This is a genomic window from Rhodococcus ruber, assembly GCF_016804345.1.
GTDB classification, from domain to species: domain Bacteria; phylum Actinomycetota; class Actinomycetes; order Mycobacteriales; family Mycobacteriaceae; genus Rhodococcus; species Rhodococcus ruber.
The window spans coordinates 2,381,337-2,401,523 of sequence record NZ_CP044211.1 but is presented as its reverse complement, the minus strand read 5'-3'; the positions used below and the strand labels follow the sequence as shown (position 1 = coordinate 2,401,523).

Below are 20,187 nucleotides of genomic sequence, written 5' to 3'. Positions count from 1 at the left end.
ACCCTGGTGCCGGCGGCGTCAGCGCACGCTGAGGCCGAGACCGCCCCCGCGACGGAGGTAGACCGATCCGTAGCGGGCGTCGAGCCGCAGCCACGTCGCCGTCGCCCGCACGCGCACCACCTCGGCCGGATCGATCCGGTCCAGGTCGATCTCCGCCGTCGCGCGGGCGCCGCCGGTGGGCACGAACCCCATCGCGTTGAGCGCGAACACCAGCCGCATCGGCACCCCGGCCCGCTCTCCCCCGCCGGCGACCTCGAGCACCTCCTGCGCGAGCAGCGACGACGGCGGTCCCTGTCCCTGCTCGCGGCTGAGCGCGACGCCGCGCTGCGCGAGGTCGACGAGAATGCGGGCGGGAACGTCGTCGAGGTGGACGTACCCGGTTTCCGGGGGCAGCGCGCCGCGCCACACCGAGTCCATCGCCCACCCGGGATCCACCCCGTCGTCGCCGGCGGCGACGAGGATCGCGCGCAGCCCGTCCGCGGCGACGGTCGTGTCCGGCGGGGCGACCGTGCCGCGCAGCACCCGGACGGCGAGGGCATCGAATCCGGTGTTCACCCAGGCCGAGAGGAGGCCGTCGCGCCGTTGCCGCAGCCGCACCACGGCGGCCTCGTCGAGACGGACCGCACGGGTGAGGAACGCGACGAGGTCGGCGCGGTCGACGGGGTCCGGGATCTGCAACCACCGTTCGGGTGCCGTCCCGGCCGCTCCGACGGCGTCAGTCACGACGCCACCGTTGCAGGTACTCGCGTTCGGGATCGGTGAGCCGGCGCAGCCGCTGGGTTCCGATGTCGAACGCCGCGATCTGGGTCGAGGCGACGACGGAGGCCGTGGCGTCGGCCGGCGCACCACCGGGCCGGACCTCGTAGCCGATGGTGAAGTCGACCGCCCGCACCCGCTCGATCCACATCAGCACGTCCAGGGGGCTGTCCTCGTGCCGCAACTGGCCGCGGTACCGCACGTGCAGGTCGGCGATCACGGCGCCTTCCCGCAGGTTCACGGTGGGCCGGCCGTCGGCGAACAACCACGGGATGCGGGCCTCCTCGAGGAGGGTGACCATGCGCGCGTGGTTGATGTGCTGGAACGCGTCCATGTCGGACCAGCGGACCTCCACCGCGGTGTGGAAGCCGAACTGTTCGGTCGCGTCGCTCACTGCGCGGTCCCCACGGCTCCACGGTGGTCGGCCCCGGCGTGCTTCAACTGTCTACCTCCTGTCGGGTGCGCCGGCGCGCACCATGCTCCTGACCTGACGCGCCGCCACGGACAGCGTCGCGAGGTCCAGGTTTCCAGACAGGAAGATCTCCTCGAGCGCCGACCTCGCGCGGCCGAGCCGCGAGCCGTTGGTCAGCTCCCAGTCCTCGATCATCTCGCGGGTGCTCTCGCCGGGTTCGGCCGTGGCGAGCACGTCGAGGGTGAGCGTGCGCAGCGACCCGTACAGCTCGTCGCGCAGGGCGAGCCGCGCCAGCGAGTGCCAGCGGTCGCCGCGTTCGAGGGACGTCACCGCCGAGAGCAGCCAGTCGATCCCCATGTGCGCGTCCATCGCGTAGTACAGCTCGGCGACCTCGGCCTCGTCCCGTTCGGCGATGTCGGCGATGTCGATCACGTCCAGCAGCGGGAACTGGTCGAGGAGGCGGAACACGTCCCACGTCAACTCCTCGGGGGCGCCGCGCGCGAGCAGCGGCTCGGCGCGCTCCTTCAGGTCCTGCACGTGGTGACCCTGCATCCACTCCCCCACGCGGGGGGCGAGCCGCGCGAACATCGCCCGGTACCGGCTGATCTCGGCGCCGACGGCCAGAGGTTGCGGCCGGTTCGACAGCAGCCACCGCGACGCCCGGTCGAGGACGCGGTGCGATTCGAGCAGCAGGTCGTCGGCGACGGCCGTGGTCGTGTCGGCGGAGCGGATACGGGCCCACACGCCGGGCAGGTCGAAGATCTCGGTGACGGCGGCGTAGGCGCGGATGGCGTCGGTGCTCGATGCGCCGGCCTCCTCGGAGAGCCGGTAGACGTAGCTGATCCCGCCGTTGTCGACGGTCTCGTTGGCGAGGATGGTCGCGACGATCTGCCGGCGCAGGGGGTGGGACCGGATGCCGGCGCGGAAGGGTTCGCGCAGTTGCCTCGGGAAATAGCCGGGTAGCCGTCCGGCGAAGGTCTCGCTGTCGGGCAGGTCGGTGTCGAGCAGGTCGTCGGCGAGGGCGAGTTTGACGTGGGCGAGCAGGGTGGACAGCTCCGGCGAGGTGAGTCCCTCACCTTCGAGGCGGCGCCGCTCGATCTCGGCGTCGCCGGGCAGCGCCTCGAGGGACCGGTCGATCCCGCGCTCGGCGACGAGATCGGCGATCAGCCGCTGGTGCACCGCGAGCATCGTGGGGGCGCCGGTGCGGGAGTAGCCGAGCAGGTTGTTCTGGGAAATGTTGTCCTCGAGGACGATTCGCCCGACCTCGTCGGTCATGGATTCGAGCAGCGGATTGCGGTCGGCGGCGGCGAGCGCGCCGGCGGTGACCATCGAGTCGAGCAGGATCTTGATGTTGACCTCGTGGTCGGAGCAGTCGACCCCGGCGGAGTTGTCGATCGCGTCGGTGTTGATCTTGCCGCCGGCCCGGGCGTACTCGATGCGGCCGCGCTGGGTGACGCCGAGGTTGCCGCCCTCCCCCACCACCCGGGCGCGGAGGGTGCCGCCGTTGACGCGGACCGCGTCGTTGCTCTTGTCGCCCACGTCGGCGTCGGTTTCGGGAGCGGCCTTGACGTACGTGCCGATGCCACCGTTCCACAGCAGGTCCACCGGGGCGCGCAGGATCGCGCGGATCAGTTCGGGAGGCGAGAGCTCGGTGACGTCGTTGTCGAGTCCGAGCACGCTCCGCACCTCGGCGCTGAGGGGGACGGACTTGAGGGAGCGCTCCCATACCCCGCCGCCGGTGCTTATCAGGTCCGTGTCGTAGTCGGCCCACGACGAACGGGGCAGCTCGTACAGGCGGCGCCGCTCGGCGTACGAAGCGGCGGGCTCCGGATCGGGATCGAGGAAGATGTGCCGATGGTCGAACGCGGCCACCAACCGGATGTGCGTGCTCAGGAGCATTCCGTTGCCGAACACGTCGCCGCTCATGTCGCCGATGCCGGCGACGGTGAAGTCCTCGCTCTGGGTGTCGACGCCCAGTTCACGGAAGTGCCGCTTGACGCTCTCCCAGGCTCCGCGGGCGGTGATGCCCATCGCCTTGTGGTCGTAGCCGGCGGAGCCGCCGGAGGCGAAGGCGTCGCCGAGCCAGAACCCGTACTCGCGGGCGACCTCGTTGGCGAGGTCGGAGAAGGTGGCGGTGCCCTTGTCGGCGGCGACCACGAGGTAGGTGTCGTCGCCGTCGCGGCGGACGACCCGCGGCGGCGGCACGGCCACACCCCGCGCGCGGTCGAGGTTGTCGGTGACGTCGAGCAGACCGGCGATGAACCGCCGGTAGCAGGCCTCGCCCTGCGCGCGGACCGCCTGTCGGTCGGCGGCCGCATCGCCGGTCGGCGAGACCGGACGCTTGACCACGAAGCCTCCCTTGGCGCCGACGGGGACGATGACGGCGTTCTTCACGGCCTGCGCTTTCGCGAGACCGAGGATCTCGGTGCGGAAGTCCTCCCGCCGGTCCGACCAGCGCAGGCCACCGCGGGCGACCGCCCCGAAACGCATGTGCACACCCTCGACGTCGGGGGCGTAGACGAACACCTCGAACTTCGGTCGCGGCTGGGGCAACTCGTCGATGCGGGTCGGGTCGAGTTTGAACGACAGGGCCCGGGCGGGTGCGGCGTCGGCGCGTGCGGGCGGGAGGGCCCCGTCGTCGCCCGACACGAAGTAGTTGGTACGCAACGTCGCCCGGATCAGGCCGAAGAGGCCGCGCAGGATCCGGTCGGCGTCGAGACCGACGACGGCGTCGATCCGGCCGGCCAGTTCGGCGGTGGTGTCCTGCTCGCGGTCGGCGGACGCCTCGTCCGGGTCGAACATCGCCTCGAACAGCTCCGCGAGCAGCGCGGTGGTGGCCGGGTCGGCGAGCAGGACTCCTTCGATGTGGTACTGGCTGTAGGGGAAGCCGGCCTGCCGCAGGTACTTGGCGTAGGCGCGCAGCATCATGGCCTGCCGCCAGCCCATTCCGGCCCGCAGGACCAGTTCGTTGAACCGGTCCGGTTCCGACAGTCCGTGCCACACGGCGGCGAACGCCGCGGTGAAGCGGGTGGTCACCTTCGGGTCGGGTTCGAGGTCGACGGGCAGGACCAGTCCGAAATCGTAGATCCAGCAGCTCATCCGGTCGGCGCGGATGATCTGGTACGGCCGCTCGTCGAGTACCTCGACGCCGAGGCTCTGCAGCACCGGCAGCACCTGGCTGAGGGTGATGCCCTCACTTCCGATGTAGAGCGTGAAACGCCAACGCCGTGGGTCGGCGCCGGGCCGCCGGTACAGCAGCAGGTCGATGCTGCCGTCCCGCAGCGCCTCGAGACGGGCGATGTCGGCCAGCGCCCGGTCTGCGTCGAAGTCCTCCTTGTAGCCGTCGGGCAGCACCTCCGCGTACCGCTGCACGAGCACGGGATCGACGGTGTGGTCGGTGGCGGCCAGGTCGGCGAGGTGATCGTCCCAGCTGCGGCTGGCCTCGGCGAGCAGGGCCTGGATGCGCAGCCGATTGTCCTCGGAGGTGTCGATCCGCGGCAGGGCCTGGCCCGGCGGCGTCCGGATGGTCACGTGCAGCAACGCCAGATCGCCCTCGGTGACCCGGGCGGTGTAGTGGATGGCACCTCCGCCGTACTCGCGCAGCAGGATCTGCTGCATCGCGACCCGCACGCGGGTGTTGTAGCGGTCACGGGGCAGGTAGATCAGGCACGAGACGAAGCGGCCGTAGGGATCGACCCGCACGAACAGCCGCAGTTGCCGGCGCATCGCGACGACCGCGGTGACGGTCTCGTGGAGGGTCTCGGTGTCGGCGGAGAACAGTTCCACCCGGGGCAGCGCCTGCAGCACCTCGAGCATGGCCTGTCCGGTGAACGACGACAGTTCCACGCCGGCGCGGGCCACCACCTCTCGTACCCGCCGGGCCAGCACCGGAATGTCGAGCACGTTCTCGTGCAGCGCGGTCACGGCGAGCACACCGAGGAACCGGTGCTCGCCGACGACCCGGCCGTCGGAGTCGAGAACGGCGACTCCCACGAAGTACGGGTACACCGAGCGGTGCACCGTGGCAGGCAGGGACGCCTGGGTGAGCACCAGCAGCGGGCGGTCGGCGGCCTCGACCGTTGCCGACATGTCGATCACGTCGTCGGCGGCCAGGTCGGAGCGCAGCACCCCGAGTCCGCTGCCCGGCACGGCGCGGGCATGGCGCGTTCCCGAGGCGTCGGCGACGACGTCGTAGCGCCGATAGCCGAGGACGGTGTAGTTGCCCCGCGCGAACCAGCGCAGCAGCGCCGCCGTCTCCCGCAGATCCTCCGCGGCGCGCCGCGGCGGCGGGTTCTCGGCGAGCGCGTCGAGTTCGGTGGCGAGATCGCGTTCCCGGACGAGCATTTCGGCGGTGTCCGCGCCGACCTGCCGGACGTCGGCGAGCACGCCCCCGATCTCGGTGCCGACCGCGTCGAGGGCGGCCTCGGCGGTGGCCGGATGCAACTGGACGTGTATCCACGACTCGGTGACGAAGCCGGACGGGGGCGTCGTGTCGGCCACCATCTCGCGCAGGCCGCCGTCCTCGTCGCGCCGGACGGACACGACGGGATGGACAAGTTCGCGGATGGCGACGCCGAGCCGGGTCAGCAGCGCGATGACGGATTCGACGAGCAGGGGCATGTCGTCGGTGACGATCTGCAGGGCGGCACCGATGTCCCATCGGTCGCCGGGCCGGTAGACGCGGGTCAGGACCTCGGCCTCGTGCCGCTGCCGGCCGAGGTCCAGGTGAGCGGCCAGGGCGCGCTCGGGGGCGTCGACGGTGTCCGCGTAGCGCCGGTAGCTGTCCTCGAGAGCGGATGCCGCGAGCTGCCGGTTCGGCGAAACCCCGTGGGGTGGGGCGGACTCGGCCATGGTGCTCACTCCCTCATTCGCGGCCGGAAACCGGCAGCGCCGCGGACAGGCTCTGGTGCGAGCCTATCCGCGGCGCCGGGTGTGAGGGGGGAATCCCGCGCCGGGCGGTCAGGCGACCGGGGCGGCGACGTACTCCTCGAGAACCGCCCGCTCCTCGGCGGACAGCGGCCGGGCGGTCTCCGTGCGCGGGTCGAACCCGACGAGCACCGCGTCCCCGGAGCCGCACGGGTGGCCCTGCACATCGGTGATCACGTGCCGCAGGGTGTACGAGCTGTTGCCCACATGCAGTACCGAGATGGCGACGGTGATCGGACCGGAGTCGTCCTTGAGCGGACGCAGGAACTCCACGTCCATCTTCCGCACCACCACGGCGCCGCGCGCGAACGGGCCGCTCTGCAGGAACTTGATCCGGGCTTCCTGCATGTACTCCACGAACTTCGTGTTGTTGACGTGCCCGAGGCGGTCGGAGTCGGCCCAGCGCACCTCCAGCGTGCAGGTGAAGGTCTTCCGCTCAGTCACGGGTGAGCTTCCGGTGGGTGACGCGGTGCGGACGCGCCGCCTCCGCTCCGAGCCGCTCGACCTTGTTGGCCTCGTACGACTCGAAGTTGCCCTCGAACCAGAACCACTTGCCCTCCTCGACGTTGCCCTCCCACGCGAGGATGTGGGTGCAGGTGCGGTCGAGGAACCAGCGGTCGTGGGAGATCACGACGGCACAGCCGGGGAACTTCTGCAGCGCGTTCTCGAGCGAGCTGAGGGTTTCGACGTCGAGGTCGTTGGTCGGCTCGTCGAGCAGGATCAGATTGCCGCCCTCCTTGAGGGTCAGCGCCAGGTTGAGGCGGTTGCGCTCGCCACCGGAGAGCACCTCGGCCTTCTTCTGCTGATCCGGTCCCTTGAAGCCGAAGGCGCTGACGTACGCCCGTGAGGGCATCTCGTTCTGGCCGACCTCGATGTAGTCGAGCCCGTCGGACACGACCTCCCAGACCGTCTTGTTCGGGTCGATGTTCGCGCGGGACTGGTCGACGTAGCTCAGCTTGACGGTGTCGCCGACCCTCACGGTGCCGGAGTCCGGCTTCTCGAGGCCGACGATGGTCTTGAACAGGGTGGTCTTGCCGACGCCGTTGGGGCCGATCACGCCGACGATGCCGTTGCGCGGCAGCGTGAAGGACAGGTCCTTGATCAGCACGCGGCCTTCGAACCCCTTGTCGAGGTGGTCGACCTCGACCACGACGTCGCCCAGGCGCGGCGGCGTCGGGATCTGGATCTCCTCGAAGTCCAGCTTGCGGAACTTCTCGGCCTCGGCGGCCATCTCCTCGTAGCGGGCCAGACGGGCCTTGTTCTTGGTCTGGCGGGCCTTGGCCCCGGACCGGACCCACTCGAGCTCCTCGCGCAGGCGCTTCTGCAGCTTCTGGTCCTTCTTGCCCTGCACCTCGAGGCGCTCGGCCTTCTTCTCCAGGTAGGTGGAGTAGTTGCCCTCGTACGGGTGCAGCTTGCCGCGGTCGACCTCACAGATCCACTGCGCGACGTGGTCGAGGAAGTACCGGTCGTGGGTGACGGCGAGGACGGCACCGGGGTAGCTCGCGAGGAACTGCTCGAGCCACAGCACCGACTCGGCGTCGAGGTGGTTGGTGGGCTCGTCGAGCAGCAGCAGGTCGGGCTTGCTCAGCAGCAGCTTGCACAGGGCGACGCGGCGGCGCTCACCGCCCGACAGGTGGGTGACCGGCTCGTCCGGCGGCGGGCAGCGCAGGGCGTCCATCGCCTGCTCGAGCTGCGAGTCGATGTCCCAGGCGTTGGCGTGGTCGAGTTCCTCCTGGAGCTTGCCCATCTCCTCCATGAGCTCGTCGGAGTAGTCGGTCGCCATCAGCTCGGCGATCTCGTTGAACCGGTCGAGCTTGACCTTGATCTCGCCGAGACCCTCCTCCACGTTGCCGCGGACGGTCTTGTCCTCGTTGAGCGGCGGTTCCTGCAGGAGGATGCCGACGGAGGCTTCGGGATCGAGGAAGGCCTCCCCGTTGCTGGGCTGGTCCAGCCCGGCCATGATCTTGAGGATGGACGACTTGCCCGCGCCGTTCGGTCCGACCACACCGATCTTGGCACCCGGGTAGAAGCTCATGGTGACGTCGTCGAGAATGACCTTGTCACCGTGCGCCTTGCGCACCTTCTTCATCGTGTAAATGAACTCCGCCATAGGTCCAGCGTATCGGGCCGACCCGCGGACACCACATCCCGGACGATCGGCCCGGTCGGTAAGACCCGGAAGCGGCCCGGCTACGAGGCGAACAGCCGCGCCACGAACGGGGTGGTGTCGGGCAGGGAACGGGTCATGGTCGTGTTGTGGCCGGCGACGTACACCCGATAGTCGATGTCGGCACCCGCCGCCAGCAGGTCGGCTGCGAGCCCGGCCGACAACGGCGCGGGGACCATCGTGTCGTGGATGCCCTGGGCGAGGAACATGGGGCGGTCGTACCCGCTGGTCGGGACGCCGAGGTAGTCGGTGAACACGGCGGGAAAGGGGCCTTCGGACAGGGGCCGCGCCGCGAGGTCGCCGACCCGGACGTCGCTGGCGAGCGCGTCGAGCTCGTTGTAGCAGAGTCGTTCGGCCGCATCGACGAACTCCCGCCCGGTGGGGGTCAGGTAGCTGTTCACGTCCAGGTCGGGATGGGCGGCGCGGAGTCCGGCGAAGATGTAGGAGCTGAACGCGACCAGACCTTCGAAACCCGGATCGGGGAATCCGGGCCCGCCGAAGGGGAACAGCCGCTCGAGGTTGGACGGCGCCCCGGTGGTGACCGTGCCGCGGAAGTCGAGTTCCGGCGCCCGCAACGAGGCCCGGTGTGCGGTGTGCAGCGCGGCGTGCCCGCCCTGCGACTGGCCGACGACGACCCACCGCGGCGACAGCGACGGCTCGGCGGCACGGCCCGCGCGCACGATGTCGACGACGCTGTTGGCGGCGCTCTGGCCGTCGAGGTAGGTGTGGACGCCGTCGGTGCCCAGTCCCGGGTAGTCGGCCGCCACGACGGCGTACCCCTGGGCTAGCCAGTGTTCGAGGTACGCGCGCTCGACGTCGGCGCGCGGATTCCGCGACGGTGCGCAGTCGTCGCCGATGCCGACGGTGCCGTGGGCGTAGGAGATCACCGGCCGGCCGCCCTCCGGGGCCGGGCCCGGAGGCACGAACAGCACTCCGGTGCCGACGGCCGGCGCACCGGAGCGCCACTCGGTGCGGTACGTGAGCCGCTGGGCGACCGCGGCGCCGGACACCGACAGTTCGGGTGGCAACGGTTCGACCGAGACGATCGCGCCGGGGTCGGCGGCTGCGGGTTCGGCCCCGGCGACGGGCGGAGTGAGCCCGCCCGCCAGCACCGCACCGACCGCACACAGCGCCCATCGCCACCGCCTGGTCCGGCCCATGAAAGTCCTCCGCTCGTCCGACGCGCGTGCCGGTCGTCGGCAGGCACCACCTCGCACGTCGGTCCCCGACCGTCCGGCGTTACCGGACGAATCGGGCGGTGACGAACCTCGTGGTGTCGGGGAGGGCCTCGAAGAGGGTGGCGAAGTGGTCGGCCGGATAGGTGCGGTAGTCGACGTCGGCGCCGCCGGCCCACAGGTCGGCGACGAGCTTGAACGACAACGGGGCCGGCACCATCCGGTCCTCCAGGCCCTGGCCCAGGAACAGGGGCCGGTCGTAACCGCGGGCCGGGACGCCGAGGTAGTCCGCGAGCGTGGCGCGCATCCGGTCGTCACCGAGCGGCCGGGACAACAGCTGCCCGACGGCCACACCGGCGGCGCGGTCCTCGAGCTCGCTGTAGCAGAGGCGCTCGGCGGCATCGACGAGTTCGCGTCCGACGGGCGTGAGGTAGCTGTTCACATCGACGTCGGGACGGGCCGTCCGCAGACCGGCCATGATGTACGCGCTGAACGAGACGAGCCCGTCGAGGTCGAGGTCGGGGAAGCCGGGCACACCGAACGGGAACAGCAGCTCGAGGTTGGACGGCGCACCGGTGGCGACCGCGCCGCGGAAGTCGAGCTCCGGCGCGCGCGCCGTGGCCCGGTGCGCGGTGTGCAGCGCCGCGTGCCCGCCCTGCGACTGACCGACGACGACCCAGCGGGGCGACAGGGACGGCTCCACTGCGCGCGCCGCCCGCACGATGTCGATCACGCTGTTCGCGGCCGTGGGCCCGTCGAGATATGTGTGCAGGCCGTCGGTGCCGAGTCCGGGGTAGTCGGCGGCCACCACGGCGTAGCCCTGCGACAGCCAGTGCGCGAGATACCGCTGTTCCCGGTCGACGCGTGGGTTGCGCGACGGGGCACAGTCGTCGCCGAGACCGACGGTGCCGTGGGCCCACGACACCACCGGACGGCCACCCTCGGGTGTCGGGCCCGGCGGCAGGAACAGCACCCCGGTGTCGACGGCGGCGGCACCGGAGCGCCACTGGGTGCGGTAGGTGAGCCGCTCCGCGACCGCAGCGCCCGGCACGGACAGCTCGGCCGGCAGCGGTTCCACGGACATCACCGCCCCGGGCACCGGTTCGGCGACCGCGACGGCCGGGCACAGCCCGGACGGGAACAACACGGCCGACGACGCGCGGTCGGGGACGGCGTGCCGGCCGCTGCGACGGTGCGATCCGGCACCCGGCGCGACCGGCTCGGGTCAGCCCACACGCTCGATCCGGGTCTTCAGGTGGGCCGGCATCTGCTGCATGCTGCTCTCGGTCCATTTCGGGAGATGATCGCCGAGGGGGACGTCGGCGACGAGGACGGCGACATGCGAGGTTCCTGCCAGCGTCACCTCGGTGCCGCCGTCGGCGGGCGCAAGCGTGAGCGTCCACAGGAACTCGATGCCCGCCCGGGGCGTCGACCGGACGACGATGCGTTCGTCGGGGACGACCTCGACGAACTCGACGTGATCCTCGAAATGCAGGCCCCGGAGTCCTCCGAACCACTGGGCGCTCGACCCGACACCGTCCGGGGTCGAGTGGACCTCCCGGACCGCCATGTTCGGGTGAGCGGACCACAGCTTCCCGATGTCGCGCGCGAACCCGAACACCTTCTCGACGGGGGCATCGATCGTGATGCTCTGCGCCGCACGCGCGCTCGGCGGCGCGGCCGGAGTCCGGGCACCCTCGACCCGTGCCTTCACGGTCGCGAGCATCCGTTCGATGTCACCCCCGCTCAACTTGAACATCAACTCCTCGACGGGCACCCCGACGACCGGAACGTCGAGTGTCCATTCGCAGTCCAAGGTCAGGCTCGTCGCGCCGTCCTGCGGCGCGAACGTGAAGGTCCAGACCGGTCCCATGCTGGATCGGGCCACGATGCGCTCGCCGGGGACGACCTCGGTGTACTCCACGCGTCCTTTCAGGTGCAGGCCCAGCAGCTTCTCGAACCACTCGGCACTCGTCCCGACCCCGTCCGGGGTGAGGTCGACGTCCCTCACTGCGCAGTCGGGAAAGCAGACCCACAACTTCCCGACGTCCTTCGCGAACTCGAACACCTCCGCCACGGGCGCCTCGATCGTGGTGGTGCGGCTCATCTTCGCCATCGGTCCGATCCCTTCCGTCCTGACTGTCACCGAATTACGGCCGCCGGATCACACGTTTCGCACGCTACGCTCCGCCGGCCACCCGGAGCTCGGGATCGGCCGGTTGTGGTCTCGATGTCACCGCTCCGTGGGCCCAGGCTGCTGTGCTGTTCGACGATCTTCGAACAGCACTCCGTACGTTGGTTTCCCGACCTTCCAGCGGAAGGGCCGTATCGTCCGAGCGCATGGCATGGTTGGTGTTCGGAGTTCTGGCGCTGATGGGGCTGGTGGCGGGCGTGGTGGTGCGACAGCGAGACCGGGTGGAACGCGCTTCCGGGTTTCCGTGGTTCTGGGTGGCATTCCCGGCGACCTGCATCGTCATCGCGGCTGCGGTGAGTGTCTTCGCATGGCCTCAGGTGCTGACCGGCTCGGGCAGTTACTGGTGGGATCCGCCCACCGTGAATCAGCCGGGTTTGCAGTTCCTGTCGAACGAGCAGTACCAGCGGTTCATGACATTGCGTCGGTGGAGATGGGTACTACCTGCGATATCACTCGTGGGAATTGCCTTGTGCGTGTGGACCTGGCGGCGACGCCACGTGTGACCCCGCCCTTGTGATGGTCCCGCACAGCAACAGAGGTATCGCTGTGGGCGCGGCGGTACCGGTTACGAGGAGACGCGCCATGATGAGACACACACTCGACTTCGGTAGCCCGTTGCCCCCGGGCTGGACCACACTCGACGACCAGAACCGGTACTGGGATCAGTTCACCGACCGGTTCAGGTTCCGGCCTGGTCTTACCGAGTCGGATTGGCCGGCGATGGCAGAACCGACACCGTCGATCACGTTCGATCTCACCGCGCCTGCCGACATCGCAGGCGCGTGGCAGAGCCGCTTCGATGCGATCAACGCCGAAGCGTTACGTTGTTTCGTCTCCGATTTCCCCGAGGACCCGATGTTCGTGGTGCTGGACTGGCAGCACACCTGCTATCGGCTCGATACGGCCGTGCATGCCGCCACCCCGGACACCGAGTGGCGGGTTCCGGTCTACCCCAACGGCGACTACCACCTCTTTCTGCGCGACGACCTCAGCGAGGGCACGTTCGGACACCCGTGGGAGCAGACCCTGTGCGTGTTCGGCGAACGTCCTGTCGGTTCATTGGGCCGGACCCTCGCGACGTGGCTGCCTGTCATACGGATCGACGGCCGTCGACCCGACGCCCTGTAACACAACAGCACACCACTCGCGCACCGCGGGACGGGGCCACGACATCGGCCCGGACTGTGCGAAGCCCTCGCCACCTGTCGAGAAGGCGACACCCTCATCGTCGCCGGATTCGGCTGACTGGGCCGATCCGCCGGCGACCACAGTCTTCGCGCCGGCCTCGTGCAGGTCGAACATCTTGCGGCCCTGCGCCCGCGTCAGCTGACGCGTCGACCCGCAGCAGCCTCGACAATCACCGGGCCCCGCACGAACAGCGGCTCTACCCGCCGAACAGGGTCGCCGCGAACGGCGTGGTGGCCGGCAGTGCGTCGAACATGGTCTCGGAATGCCCGTTGGGGTAGGTGCGGTAGTCGACGTTTGTACCCCCGGACCACAGGTCGGCGACGAGCTTGAACGACAGCGGCGCCGGCACGACCTGATCGCGCAATCCCTGGCCGAGGAACAGCGGCCGGTCGTAGCCACGGGTGGGCACTCCCATGTAGTCGGCGAGGGCCGCGCGCATGCGGTCGTCGCCGAGCGGGCGGGCGAGGATTTCCCCCACTCCGATGCCGTCGACGCGGTCGCTGAGTTCGGCGTAGCAGAGCCGCTCCGCGTCGTCGACCACGTCCCGTCCGACCGGGGTGAGGTAGCTGTTCACGTCCACGTCGGGCCGTGCGACTCGCAGACCGGCCAGGACGTAGGACAGGAACACGGTGGTGCCGTCGAGGCCCAGATCCGGAAAGCCGGGACCGCCGAACGGGAACAGCGTCTCGAGGTTCGACGGCGCGCCGGTGGCGATCATGCCGCGGAAGTCGAGTTCGGGGGCCCGCGACGTCGCCAGGAGCGCGGTGTGCAGGGCCGCGTGGCCGCCCTGCGACTGGCCGATCACGATCCACCGGTTCGACAGCGACGGCTCGGCGGCGCGGGCGGCCCGGACGACGTCGACGACGCTGTTCGCGGCACTCGGCCCGTCGAGGTAGGTGTGGAGCCCGTCGCTGCCCAGGCCGGGATAGTCGGAGGCGACCACGGCGTAGCCCCGGGACAGCCAGTGTCCGAGATATGCCCGGTCGCGGTCGGTGCGCGGGTTGCGCGACGGGGCGCAGTCGTCGCCGACGCCGACGGTGCCGTGGGCCCACGACACGACCGGCCAGCCACCCTCGGGCGCCTGACCCGGAGGCAGGTACAGGACACCCGAGGCGGTCGTCGACGCACCCGATCGCCACTGGGTGCGGAAGGCCAGTCGCTCGGCCGTGGCCGCTCCCGGCACCGACAGCTCACCGGGCAGTGACTCGACCGCGACCACCGTGCCGGGCCCGGGTTGCGCGCCGGCCGTCGCGGGCACGACCAGCCCGGCCGCCACGGCCCCGATGCACGCGAGCGCCCGCAGCCGCCACCCGATTCCCCTCATCGTGTCCTCCCGTCGTCGGTGCAGGCGCTCGAACCTACAGGCGCTCAAACCTAGCAGCGGCGCCCAGCCGGACAGGACGTTTCGGGCACGGTGACGCCGGGCATCTTCCGAGGCATGACGACTTTCCCGGCGAGCTCGACGACCCCACAGGCCACCGCCGCCGATCGGCTCCGCGTCGCAGGCGTCGCCGTGTCGGCGATCGCCGCGGTCGCTCTGTCCTTCCTCGGTTCCGGGGCCGTGGTGGGCACACCGATCTCCGAGGTGGCCGACGGGGCGCTCTCCGCCGATGCGACGGCGGTGGCGCCGGGCGGTCCGGCATTCGCGATCTGGTCGGTGATCTACGCGGGTCTGCTGGCGCTCGCGGTGTGGCAGGCGCTGCCCGCGCACCACGCCGACCCCCGCCAGCGGGCGCTCGGCTGGTGGATCGCCGCGTCGATGCTGCTCAACGCCGCGTGGATCCTCGTCGTGCAGCTCGAACTGCTCGCGCTCAGCGTCGCGGTCATCGTCGCGCTGCTGGCCGTGCTGGTCCGGATCTTCCTCGGCCTGACCCGCACCGCGCCGTCGTCCCGCGTGGAAGCGGTCGTCGTGGACGGCACGATGTTCCTGTACCTGGGCTGGGTCGCGGTGGCCACCGTCGCGAACACGGCGGCGGCGCTGCGCGCCGCGGACGTCGACCCGTTCTCGCTGGGCGCCGACGCCTGGGCGGTGATCGTCCTGGTCGCGGTCGCCGCGGTGTCGGTGCTCCTGGCCATCGCCGGGCACGGGCGGCTCGCCGTCGCCGCGGCCATGGCGTGGGGCCTGGTGTGGATCGCGGTGGCCCGCAGCGGCGACACCGGATTCACCTCAGTCCCGGCCGCCGTCGCGGCGGGCGGCGCGGCGGCCGTGGCGGTGCTGTCCGCGGTGATCGTGCGGCTGCGCACCGAGGCCGCGCGGCGGCGGCGCACCGACACCGCGCGGCGCCGGCGAACCTAGTGGCCCTCGTGGTCCCGCCGCGCCAGCTCGGCGAACATCGCGTTGTGGGCGGCGAGATCGGCGTCGTCGTCGCGCTCGGCGGCGCGGTCCACCCGTCGCGCGGTGCGCTCGTCGCTGCGCGACCACTGCACCAGCAGCGCCAGCATGACCAGCACCAGCGGGATCTCCCCCGCCGACCAGGCGATACTGCCCCCCACCTTCTGATCGGCGAACAGGTCGCTGTTCCAGGCCAGGCCGAGCCCGCGATAGTAGGACTCCGCCATCACCGAGCCCATGCTCATCAACGTCACGCCGAAGAACGCGTGGAACGGCAGGGAGCCGAACACCATCGCCAGCTTCGTCACCGGCGTCACGTCCCGCGGCGACGGGTCCACGCCGATCACGACCCAGTAGAACAGGTAGCCGCTGATCAGGAAGTGCAGGTTCATCAGCACGTGCGCGGCATGGCTGTCGGCGTTGGCCTCGAAGATCCCACCCAGGTACAACGCGTAGAAGCCGCCGACGAACATCACCGACGCGACGACCGGATGGGTGAAGAACCGCGACGGCGGGCTGTGCAGGAACGCGAGGAGCCATTCCCGCGGGCCGGGGTAGCCGTCGCGGCCCGCCGGTTTGAAGGCCCGCAGCGCCAGGGTCATCGCCCCGCCGAGGGCGAGCAGCACGGGCGCCAGCATCGACATCGCCATGTGGGCGCCCATGTGGACGCTGAACATCGCCGGCGAGTACATGCCCACGCCCGACGACGTGGCGACCAGCAGCACGAAGCAGCCGGAGAACCAGGCGATCGACCGGCCGACGGGCCAGCTGTCGCCGCGCCGGCGCAGCGTCCACAGCCCGATCGCGTAGGCGACCGCGAGGACGAGGGCGATCGTGCCGAAGATCAGGTCGAAGCGCCACGCCCCGAAGAAGAGGGTGCCGAGTGTCGGGGGGCCGTCCAGGTTGTAGCCCAGCTCCACCTCGAGCAGCGACGGCACCGTCGCGGGCGGGGGCGGCGGGGTGCGGCCCAGCCCGACGGCCAGGCCGACCGTGGCGGCCAGGATGACGGCCTCGACGGCCGCGAACCGGACGAGCGCGCCCCGATCGTCGGGGTTCGCCTCGAGCGCGGGCAGCGCACGGCGCCGCTGCATCCACCCGAGGACACCCAGGGCGATCAGTGCCAGCGCCTTGGCCACGATCAGCCGGCCGTAGGTGCTGGTGAGCAGCTCGTCCGCGGGCAGCCGGACCGCGGCGTTGACGACCCCGCTCAGGGCCATCACCGCGAACGCCAGCCCGGCGACGAACGAGAACCGGCGGGCCGCGAGGTCGGTGTGCGTGCCGCGGCGCCACCCGTGGGCGAGCAGGGCGAACAACCCGCCCGCCCACACCGACGCCGCGACCAGGTGCAGCACGAGACTGTTGGTGGCCATGTCGTGCGACCCGCCCGACGACGAGTGCCCGGTCAGGGCCAGCGGCATCAGGGTCACCAGCGACAGCAGCAGCAGGTACGGCACCCACGACCAGCGCACCGCGGCGCGGATCAGCACCGCCAGGATCAGGGCGAGCGCCGACGTCCACGCCCACGCGAGCGCCGTGTCGACCTGCCCGATCGCGCCCCACAGGTTCTCCGGCTTCAGCGCCTCGGCCAGCGGCTGCCCGGAGGTGTCGGACAGGGTCAGCGGCACCAGCACCGCCGAGCACAACGCCCAGATCAGGGCGGCGGCGCCCGCGGTCCGCACGGCCCGGTAGCCGCCCACGTCCAGCACCCCGCTGCGCTGCGGCGGCACCAGGAACGCGGCGAAGAACAACGATCCGACCGCGGCGACGGCCGCGACCTCCGCGATCGCGCGCACCGCGGGCAGTCCGTAGGTGGTGAGCGGTCCCGGGTCCGGGATGCCCAGCAGCACCAGCGCCTGCGCGGCGGACAGACCGACCACGATCGGCGCGACGACCGCGGCGACGAGCCCGAGGAGGACGTACAGTGCCGACGTGTTGCGCCGCCCGGCCGGCGGCGAGGAGGTCGGCGCGGCCGACGCGAGCTCGGGTGATGCCATAGGTACCAGGGTAGGACCTCGGCGAGCGCCGCTACGACGCACCGTCGGAGACGTGCGCCACCCACCCGGCGACCGGGTCGAGATCGAACACCACGCGCAGGGCGTCGAGGGTGTCGGCCGCGTGCAGAGCGTCGCAGTGCGGCAGCGCTGCCGCCATGGGCCCCGTCTCGGGACGGTAGCCGGGCCGGCCGGCCCGCGGGTTCAGCCACACCAGCCGGTGGGCGCGGCGACGGATCCGCGCGACGGCCCGGCCGAGCGCCTGCGGATCGTCGCTGTCCCACCCGTCGGAGGCGACGAACACGACGGCGCCGCGCAGCAGGTTGCCGTGGTGGGAGGCGAGCAACGCCTCGAGGCTCCCGGCGATGTGGGTGCCGCCGTAGCGGTCGACGACCGTGTCGTTGGCGCGGGCGACGGCGTGCTCGGCGGAGCGGTGCGCCAGGGTCGCGGTGAGCCGGGTCAGGCTCGTGGAGAACGCGAACACCTCGGCGTCGCCGGCGCGCACCGCGGCCCGCATCAGGTGCAGGTAGGTGTCGGCGTAGCCGTGCATGGACCGGCTCACGTCGCACAGCACCACGATCCGGCGCGGCCGGCGGATCGGCCGCGCCCGGCACAGACGGATCAGCTCGAACCCGGTGTGCCGGGAGGCGGCGAGGGTGGCCCGCACGTCGAGGCGGCCGTGGTGGTGCGGCGTGCGGCGGCGGCCGAGGCGCCGCGGCCAGCGCACCCGGGCCTGCTCGAGCCACTGCCCCAGCAGGCGCAGGTCCTCGGGCCGGAGGTCGCCGAACGGTTGGTCGGCGACGATCTCGACGGGGCTCGGCGCCCATGGCCCGGGCCGGCCCGTCTCGCCGGGTCCGCCGGATCGACGCGGGGCGCCGGTGTGCCACGGCACACCGGACTGCGGCGCCCCCGGCGGCGCGTGCGGCGCCGGCACGGTGGTCTCCCCCGCGCCCGTCGCCCCGTCGGGTCCGGTGCGCCGGGCGTGCGGGTCGACGGCGAGCGCCTGCTGGTCGAAGACCTCGGCGAAGACGGCGTCGAATGCCTCGAGCGCGTCCTGCCGGTCGACGAGGGCGATCCGCGCCGTCCAGTACAGGCGACTGCGGGTGCGCGGCGGGTGCAGGCGCAGTGCCCGCACCAGGGTCGCGGTGGCGGTCGCGGCGACGGGCACGCCGGCGCGGCGCAACCGGTCGGTGAGCGCCACGGTGAACGCGGCGAGGTCGACGCCGCGCAGCAGCAGCGCGCTGCTCACGCGCGGAACTCCTCGTATTCGGCGCGGATGGTGGTCCGGTCGTCGGGGGTCTTGGCGAGCGCGGTCAGTGTCGCCACCGCGCCCGGGTGGACCAGATCCGCCACTCCGAGCGCCACGAGTGCGGACACCCAGTCGATGGTCTCGGCGATGCCCGGCGCCTTGTCCAGGTCCAACCGGCGCACGGAGGCGACGAAGTCGGCGGCCGATTCGACCAGCGCGAGGTTCGCGGCGGGGACGGTGCGGCGCAGGATCGCCACGGCGCGGTGCCGGTCCGGATAGTCGATCCAGTGGTACAGGCAGCGCCGGCGCAGCGCGTCGTGCAGGTCGCGACTGCGGTTGGAGGTGAGCACGACGATCGGGGGCCGAGCGGCGGCGAGGGTGCCGAGTTCGGGGATCGTGACCGAGTACTCGCCGAGGAACTCGAGCAGCAGCGCCTCGAATTCGTCGTCGGCCCGGTCGATCTCGTCGATGAGCAGCACCGGGACGGTGGGCCCGCGGTGGCGCACGCAGCGCAGCACCGGCCGTTCGAGCAGGAACTCCTCGGTGTAGAGGTCGGCCTCGCGCAGCGTCTCGCCGCGGGTTTCCGCGAGCCGGATCGCGAGCAGCTGCCGCTGGTAGTTCCAGTCGTAGAGGGCCTCGCTCGCGGCGAGACCCTCGTAGCACTGCAACCGGATCAGCTCGGTGCCCACGGCGGCGGCGAGGGCCTTGGCGGCGGTGGTCTTGCCGACGCCGGGTTCGCCCTCGAGCAGCAGCGGCCGGCCGAGTTCCACTGCGAGATACAGGGCGGTGGCGGTGCCCTCGTCGAGCAGGTAGTCCCGGTCGTCGAACCGGCGGACGACGTCGTCGACGTCGGCGAACACGCTCATCGGCCGGCTCCCGGAGCCGGTCCCGTCACGAACACGTGGCGTGTTCCTTCTGGTAGGCGCGGCGGCATCCCGGGCAGCAGAACCACACATCGGTGCAGGCGTCGGACAGATGCGGCGTGTCGGCGGTGACGGTGACGGTCATCCCGCACACGGGGTCCACCGCGGTGTGCGGGGCCGCGATCGGCGCGGTGGGCGACCCGAGATTCTCGCGGCGGACCGCCTGCACCAGTTCGGCGACGATCGACAGCCCGATCTCCGCGGCGGTGCGCGCCCCGATGTCGAGACCCGCGGGGGTGTGCACGCGCGCTCGTTCGTCGGGGCGCACCTCGGCCTGCGCGAGCACGTCGGCGCCGCGCCGCCGGCTGGCGACGAGCCCGACGTAGCCGATCCCGGCGTCGAGGGCGGCCCGGATGACGCCCGGCTCCTCGCCACCGAGGCTCGCGACGACGACGGCCGCGGCGTCGGCGGCGGGCGTGGCGCCCGGCTCGAGGCGGTCGACCACGAAGTCGAGCCGCTCGGCGAAGTCCGCGACGGCCTCGGCCACCGGCGTCGACCCCGACACGACGAGCATCGGGGCGGGTAGCTGCGGCTCGAGGAAGATCTCCGTCGCGCCGCCCGACAGGCACGGATTGACCGCGACGGTGGCCCCCGGGGTGTCGGGGAAGGTCTGCGCGGTGCCGGGCAGGACCCGCAGCAGGGTGCTCTCCCCCGTGGTCAGGGCCTGTCGCGCGGCGTCCCGCACCGAGGTCTCGGTGCACTGGCCACCGACGAAACCTTCGATCGTGCCGTCGTCGAGTACCAGCGCGCAGTCGCCGGGCCGCGCGGACGTCGGCCGCTGGGCGCGCACCACGGTGGCACGGACGAACGCCCGGCGCCGGCGGGTCAGTTCCGCGGCACGCATCGTCAGGTCCATACGGCTCTCCCTGGTTCG

The 20,187-nt window shown here is 71.6% G+C and carries 16 protein-coding genes; 3 read left to right on the top strand and 13 right to left on the bottom strand.

Annotated elements, in window-relative coordinates; all coding sequences use genetic code 11:
- Positions 1-18: 18 nt before the first annotated feature.
- The 8 genes from F1734_RS11250 to F1734_RS11215 all read right to left on the bottom strand — a co-directional run bounded on the left by F1734_RS11250 (position 19) and on the right by F1734_RS11215 (position 11,552).
- Positions 19-723 carry a DUF8010 domain-containing protein gene (locus F1734_RS11250; protein WP_010596400.1) on the bottom strand — a complete coding sequence of 235 codons (705 nt, stop codon included), beginning with the start codon at positions 721-723 and terminating at the stop codon, positions 19-21.
- Complete coding sequence (locus F1734_RS11245; RefSeq protein ID WP_010596399.1) at positions 716-1,150, bottom strand: acyl-CoA thioesterase; 435 nt, start codon at positions 1,148-1,150, stop codon at positions 716-718. The genes F1734_RS11250 and F1734_RS11245 overlap by 8 nt, the downstream gene beginning before the upstream one ends.
- A 51-nt stretch (positions 1,151-1,201) precedes the next feature.
- Positions 1,202-6,019 (bottom strand): NAD-glutamate dehydrogenase, encoded by a 4,818-nt coding sequence (locus tag F1734_RS11240; RefSeq protein ID WP_238424148.1) that lies wholly within the window; start codon positions 6,017-6,019, stop codon positions 1,202-1,204.
- Positions 6,020-6,127: 108 nt separating this feature from the next.
- A complete protein-coding gene (locus F1734_RS11235; protein ID WP_010596396.1) occupies positions 6,128-6,538 on the bottom strand; it encodes an acyl-CoA thioesterase in 411 nt (136 codons plus the stop codon).
- Entirely contained in the window at positions 6,531-8,204 is a 1,674-nt protein-coding gene (ettA, locus tag F1734_RS11230; RefSeq protein WP_017681995.1) for an energy-dependent translational throttle protein EttA, read from the bottom strand. The genes F1734_RS11235 and ettA overlap by 8 nt, the downstream gene beginning before the upstream one ends.
- A gap of 80 nt (positions 8,205-8,284) precedes the next feature.
- Positions 8,285-9,421 (bottom strand): lipase family protein, encoded by a 1,137-nt coding sequence (locus tag F1734_RS11225; protein WP_010596394.1) that lies wholly within the window; start codon positions 9,419-9,421, stop codon positions 8,285-8,287.
- 79 nt (positions 9,422-9,500) lie between these two features.
- Entirely contained in the window at positions 9,501-10,583 is a 1,083-nt protein-coding gene (locus F1734_RS11220; protein WP_203011673.1) for an alpha/beta hydrolase family protein, read from the bottom strand.
- A gap of 78 nt (positions 10,584-10,661) precedes the next feature.
- Positions 10,662-11,552: an SRPBCC family protein gene (locus F1734_RS11215; RefSeq protein WP_010596392.1), complete on the bottom strand. Its 891-nt coding sequence runs from the start codon at positions 11,550-11,552 to the stop codon at positions 10,662-10,664.
- A gap of 224 nt (positions 11,553-11,776) precedes the next feature.
- On the opposite strand from F1734_RS11215, the gene F1734_RS11210 reads away from it, so the two are divergent.
- Positions 11,777-12,133, top strand: a complete 357-nt coding sequence (locus F1734_RS11210; RefSeq protein WP_010596391.1) for an ABC transporter permease family protein — start codon at positions 11,777-11,779, stop codon at positions 12,131-12,133.
- Positions 12,134-12,212: 79 nt separating this feature from the next.
- A complete protein-coding gene (locus tag F1734_RS11205) occupies positions 12,213-12,758 on the top strand; it encodes a DUF2716 domain-containing protein (protein WP_010596390.1) in 546 nt (181 codons plus the stop codon).
- 256 nt (positions 12,759-13,014) lie between these two features.
- Here F1734_RS11205 and F1734_RS11200 read toward each other — a convergent pair whose 3' ends face one another.
- Complete coding sequence (locus tag F1734_RS11200) at positions 13,015-14,142, bottom strand: alpha/beta hydrolase family protein (protein ID WP_010596389.1); 1,128 nt, start codon at positions 14,140-14,142, stop codon at positions 13,015-13,017.
- A gap of 114 nt (positions 14,143-14,256) precedes the next feature.
- Here F1734_RS11200 and F1734_RS11195 point away from each other — a divergent pair, with 114 nt between their 5' ends.
- A complete protein-coding gene (locus tag F1734_RS11195; RefSeq protein WP_017681991.1) occupies positions 14,257-15,114 on the top strand; it encodes a tryptophan-rich sensory protein in 858 nt (285 codons plus the stop codon).
- On the opposite strand, the gene F1734_RS11190 is transcribed toward F1734_RS11195, so the two are convergent.
- The 4 genes from F1734_RS11190 to F1734_RS11175 are packed head-to-tail and all read right to left on the bottom strand — an operon-like array spanning position 15,111 to position 20,169.
- On the bottom strand, positions 15,111-17,144 hold the full coding sequence (locus F1734_RS11190) for a bifunctional copper resistance protein CopD/cytochrome c oxidase assembly protein (protein ID WP_017681990.1): 2,034 nt from the start codon (positions 17,142-17,144) through the stop codon (positions 15,111-15,113). The two genes, F1734_RS11195 and F1734_RS11190, sit on opposite strands and share 4 nt — an antisense overlap.
- 31 nt (positions 17,145-17,175) lie before the next feature.
- Complete coding sequence (locus F1734_RS11185; RefSeq protein ID WP_010596386.1) at positions 17,176-18,390, bottom strand: vWA domain-containing protein; 1,215 nt, start codon at positions 18,388-18,390, stop codon at positions 17,176-17,178.
- Entirely contained in the window at positions 18,387-19,256 is an 870-nt protein-coding gene (locus F1734_RS11180; RefSeq protein ID WP_010596385.1) for an AAA family ATPase, read from the bottom strand. Before F1734_RS11180 ends, F1734_RS11185 begins: the two co-directional genes overlap by 4 nt.
- Before the next feature lie 25 nt (positions 19,257-19,281).
- Positions 19,282-20,169: an XdhC family protein gene (locus F1734_RS11175; protein WP_203011671.1), complete on the bottom strand. Its 888-nt coding sequence runs from the start codon at positions 20,167-20,169 to the stop codon at positions 19,282-19,284.
- Positions 20,170-20,187 lie beyond the last annotated feature (18 nt).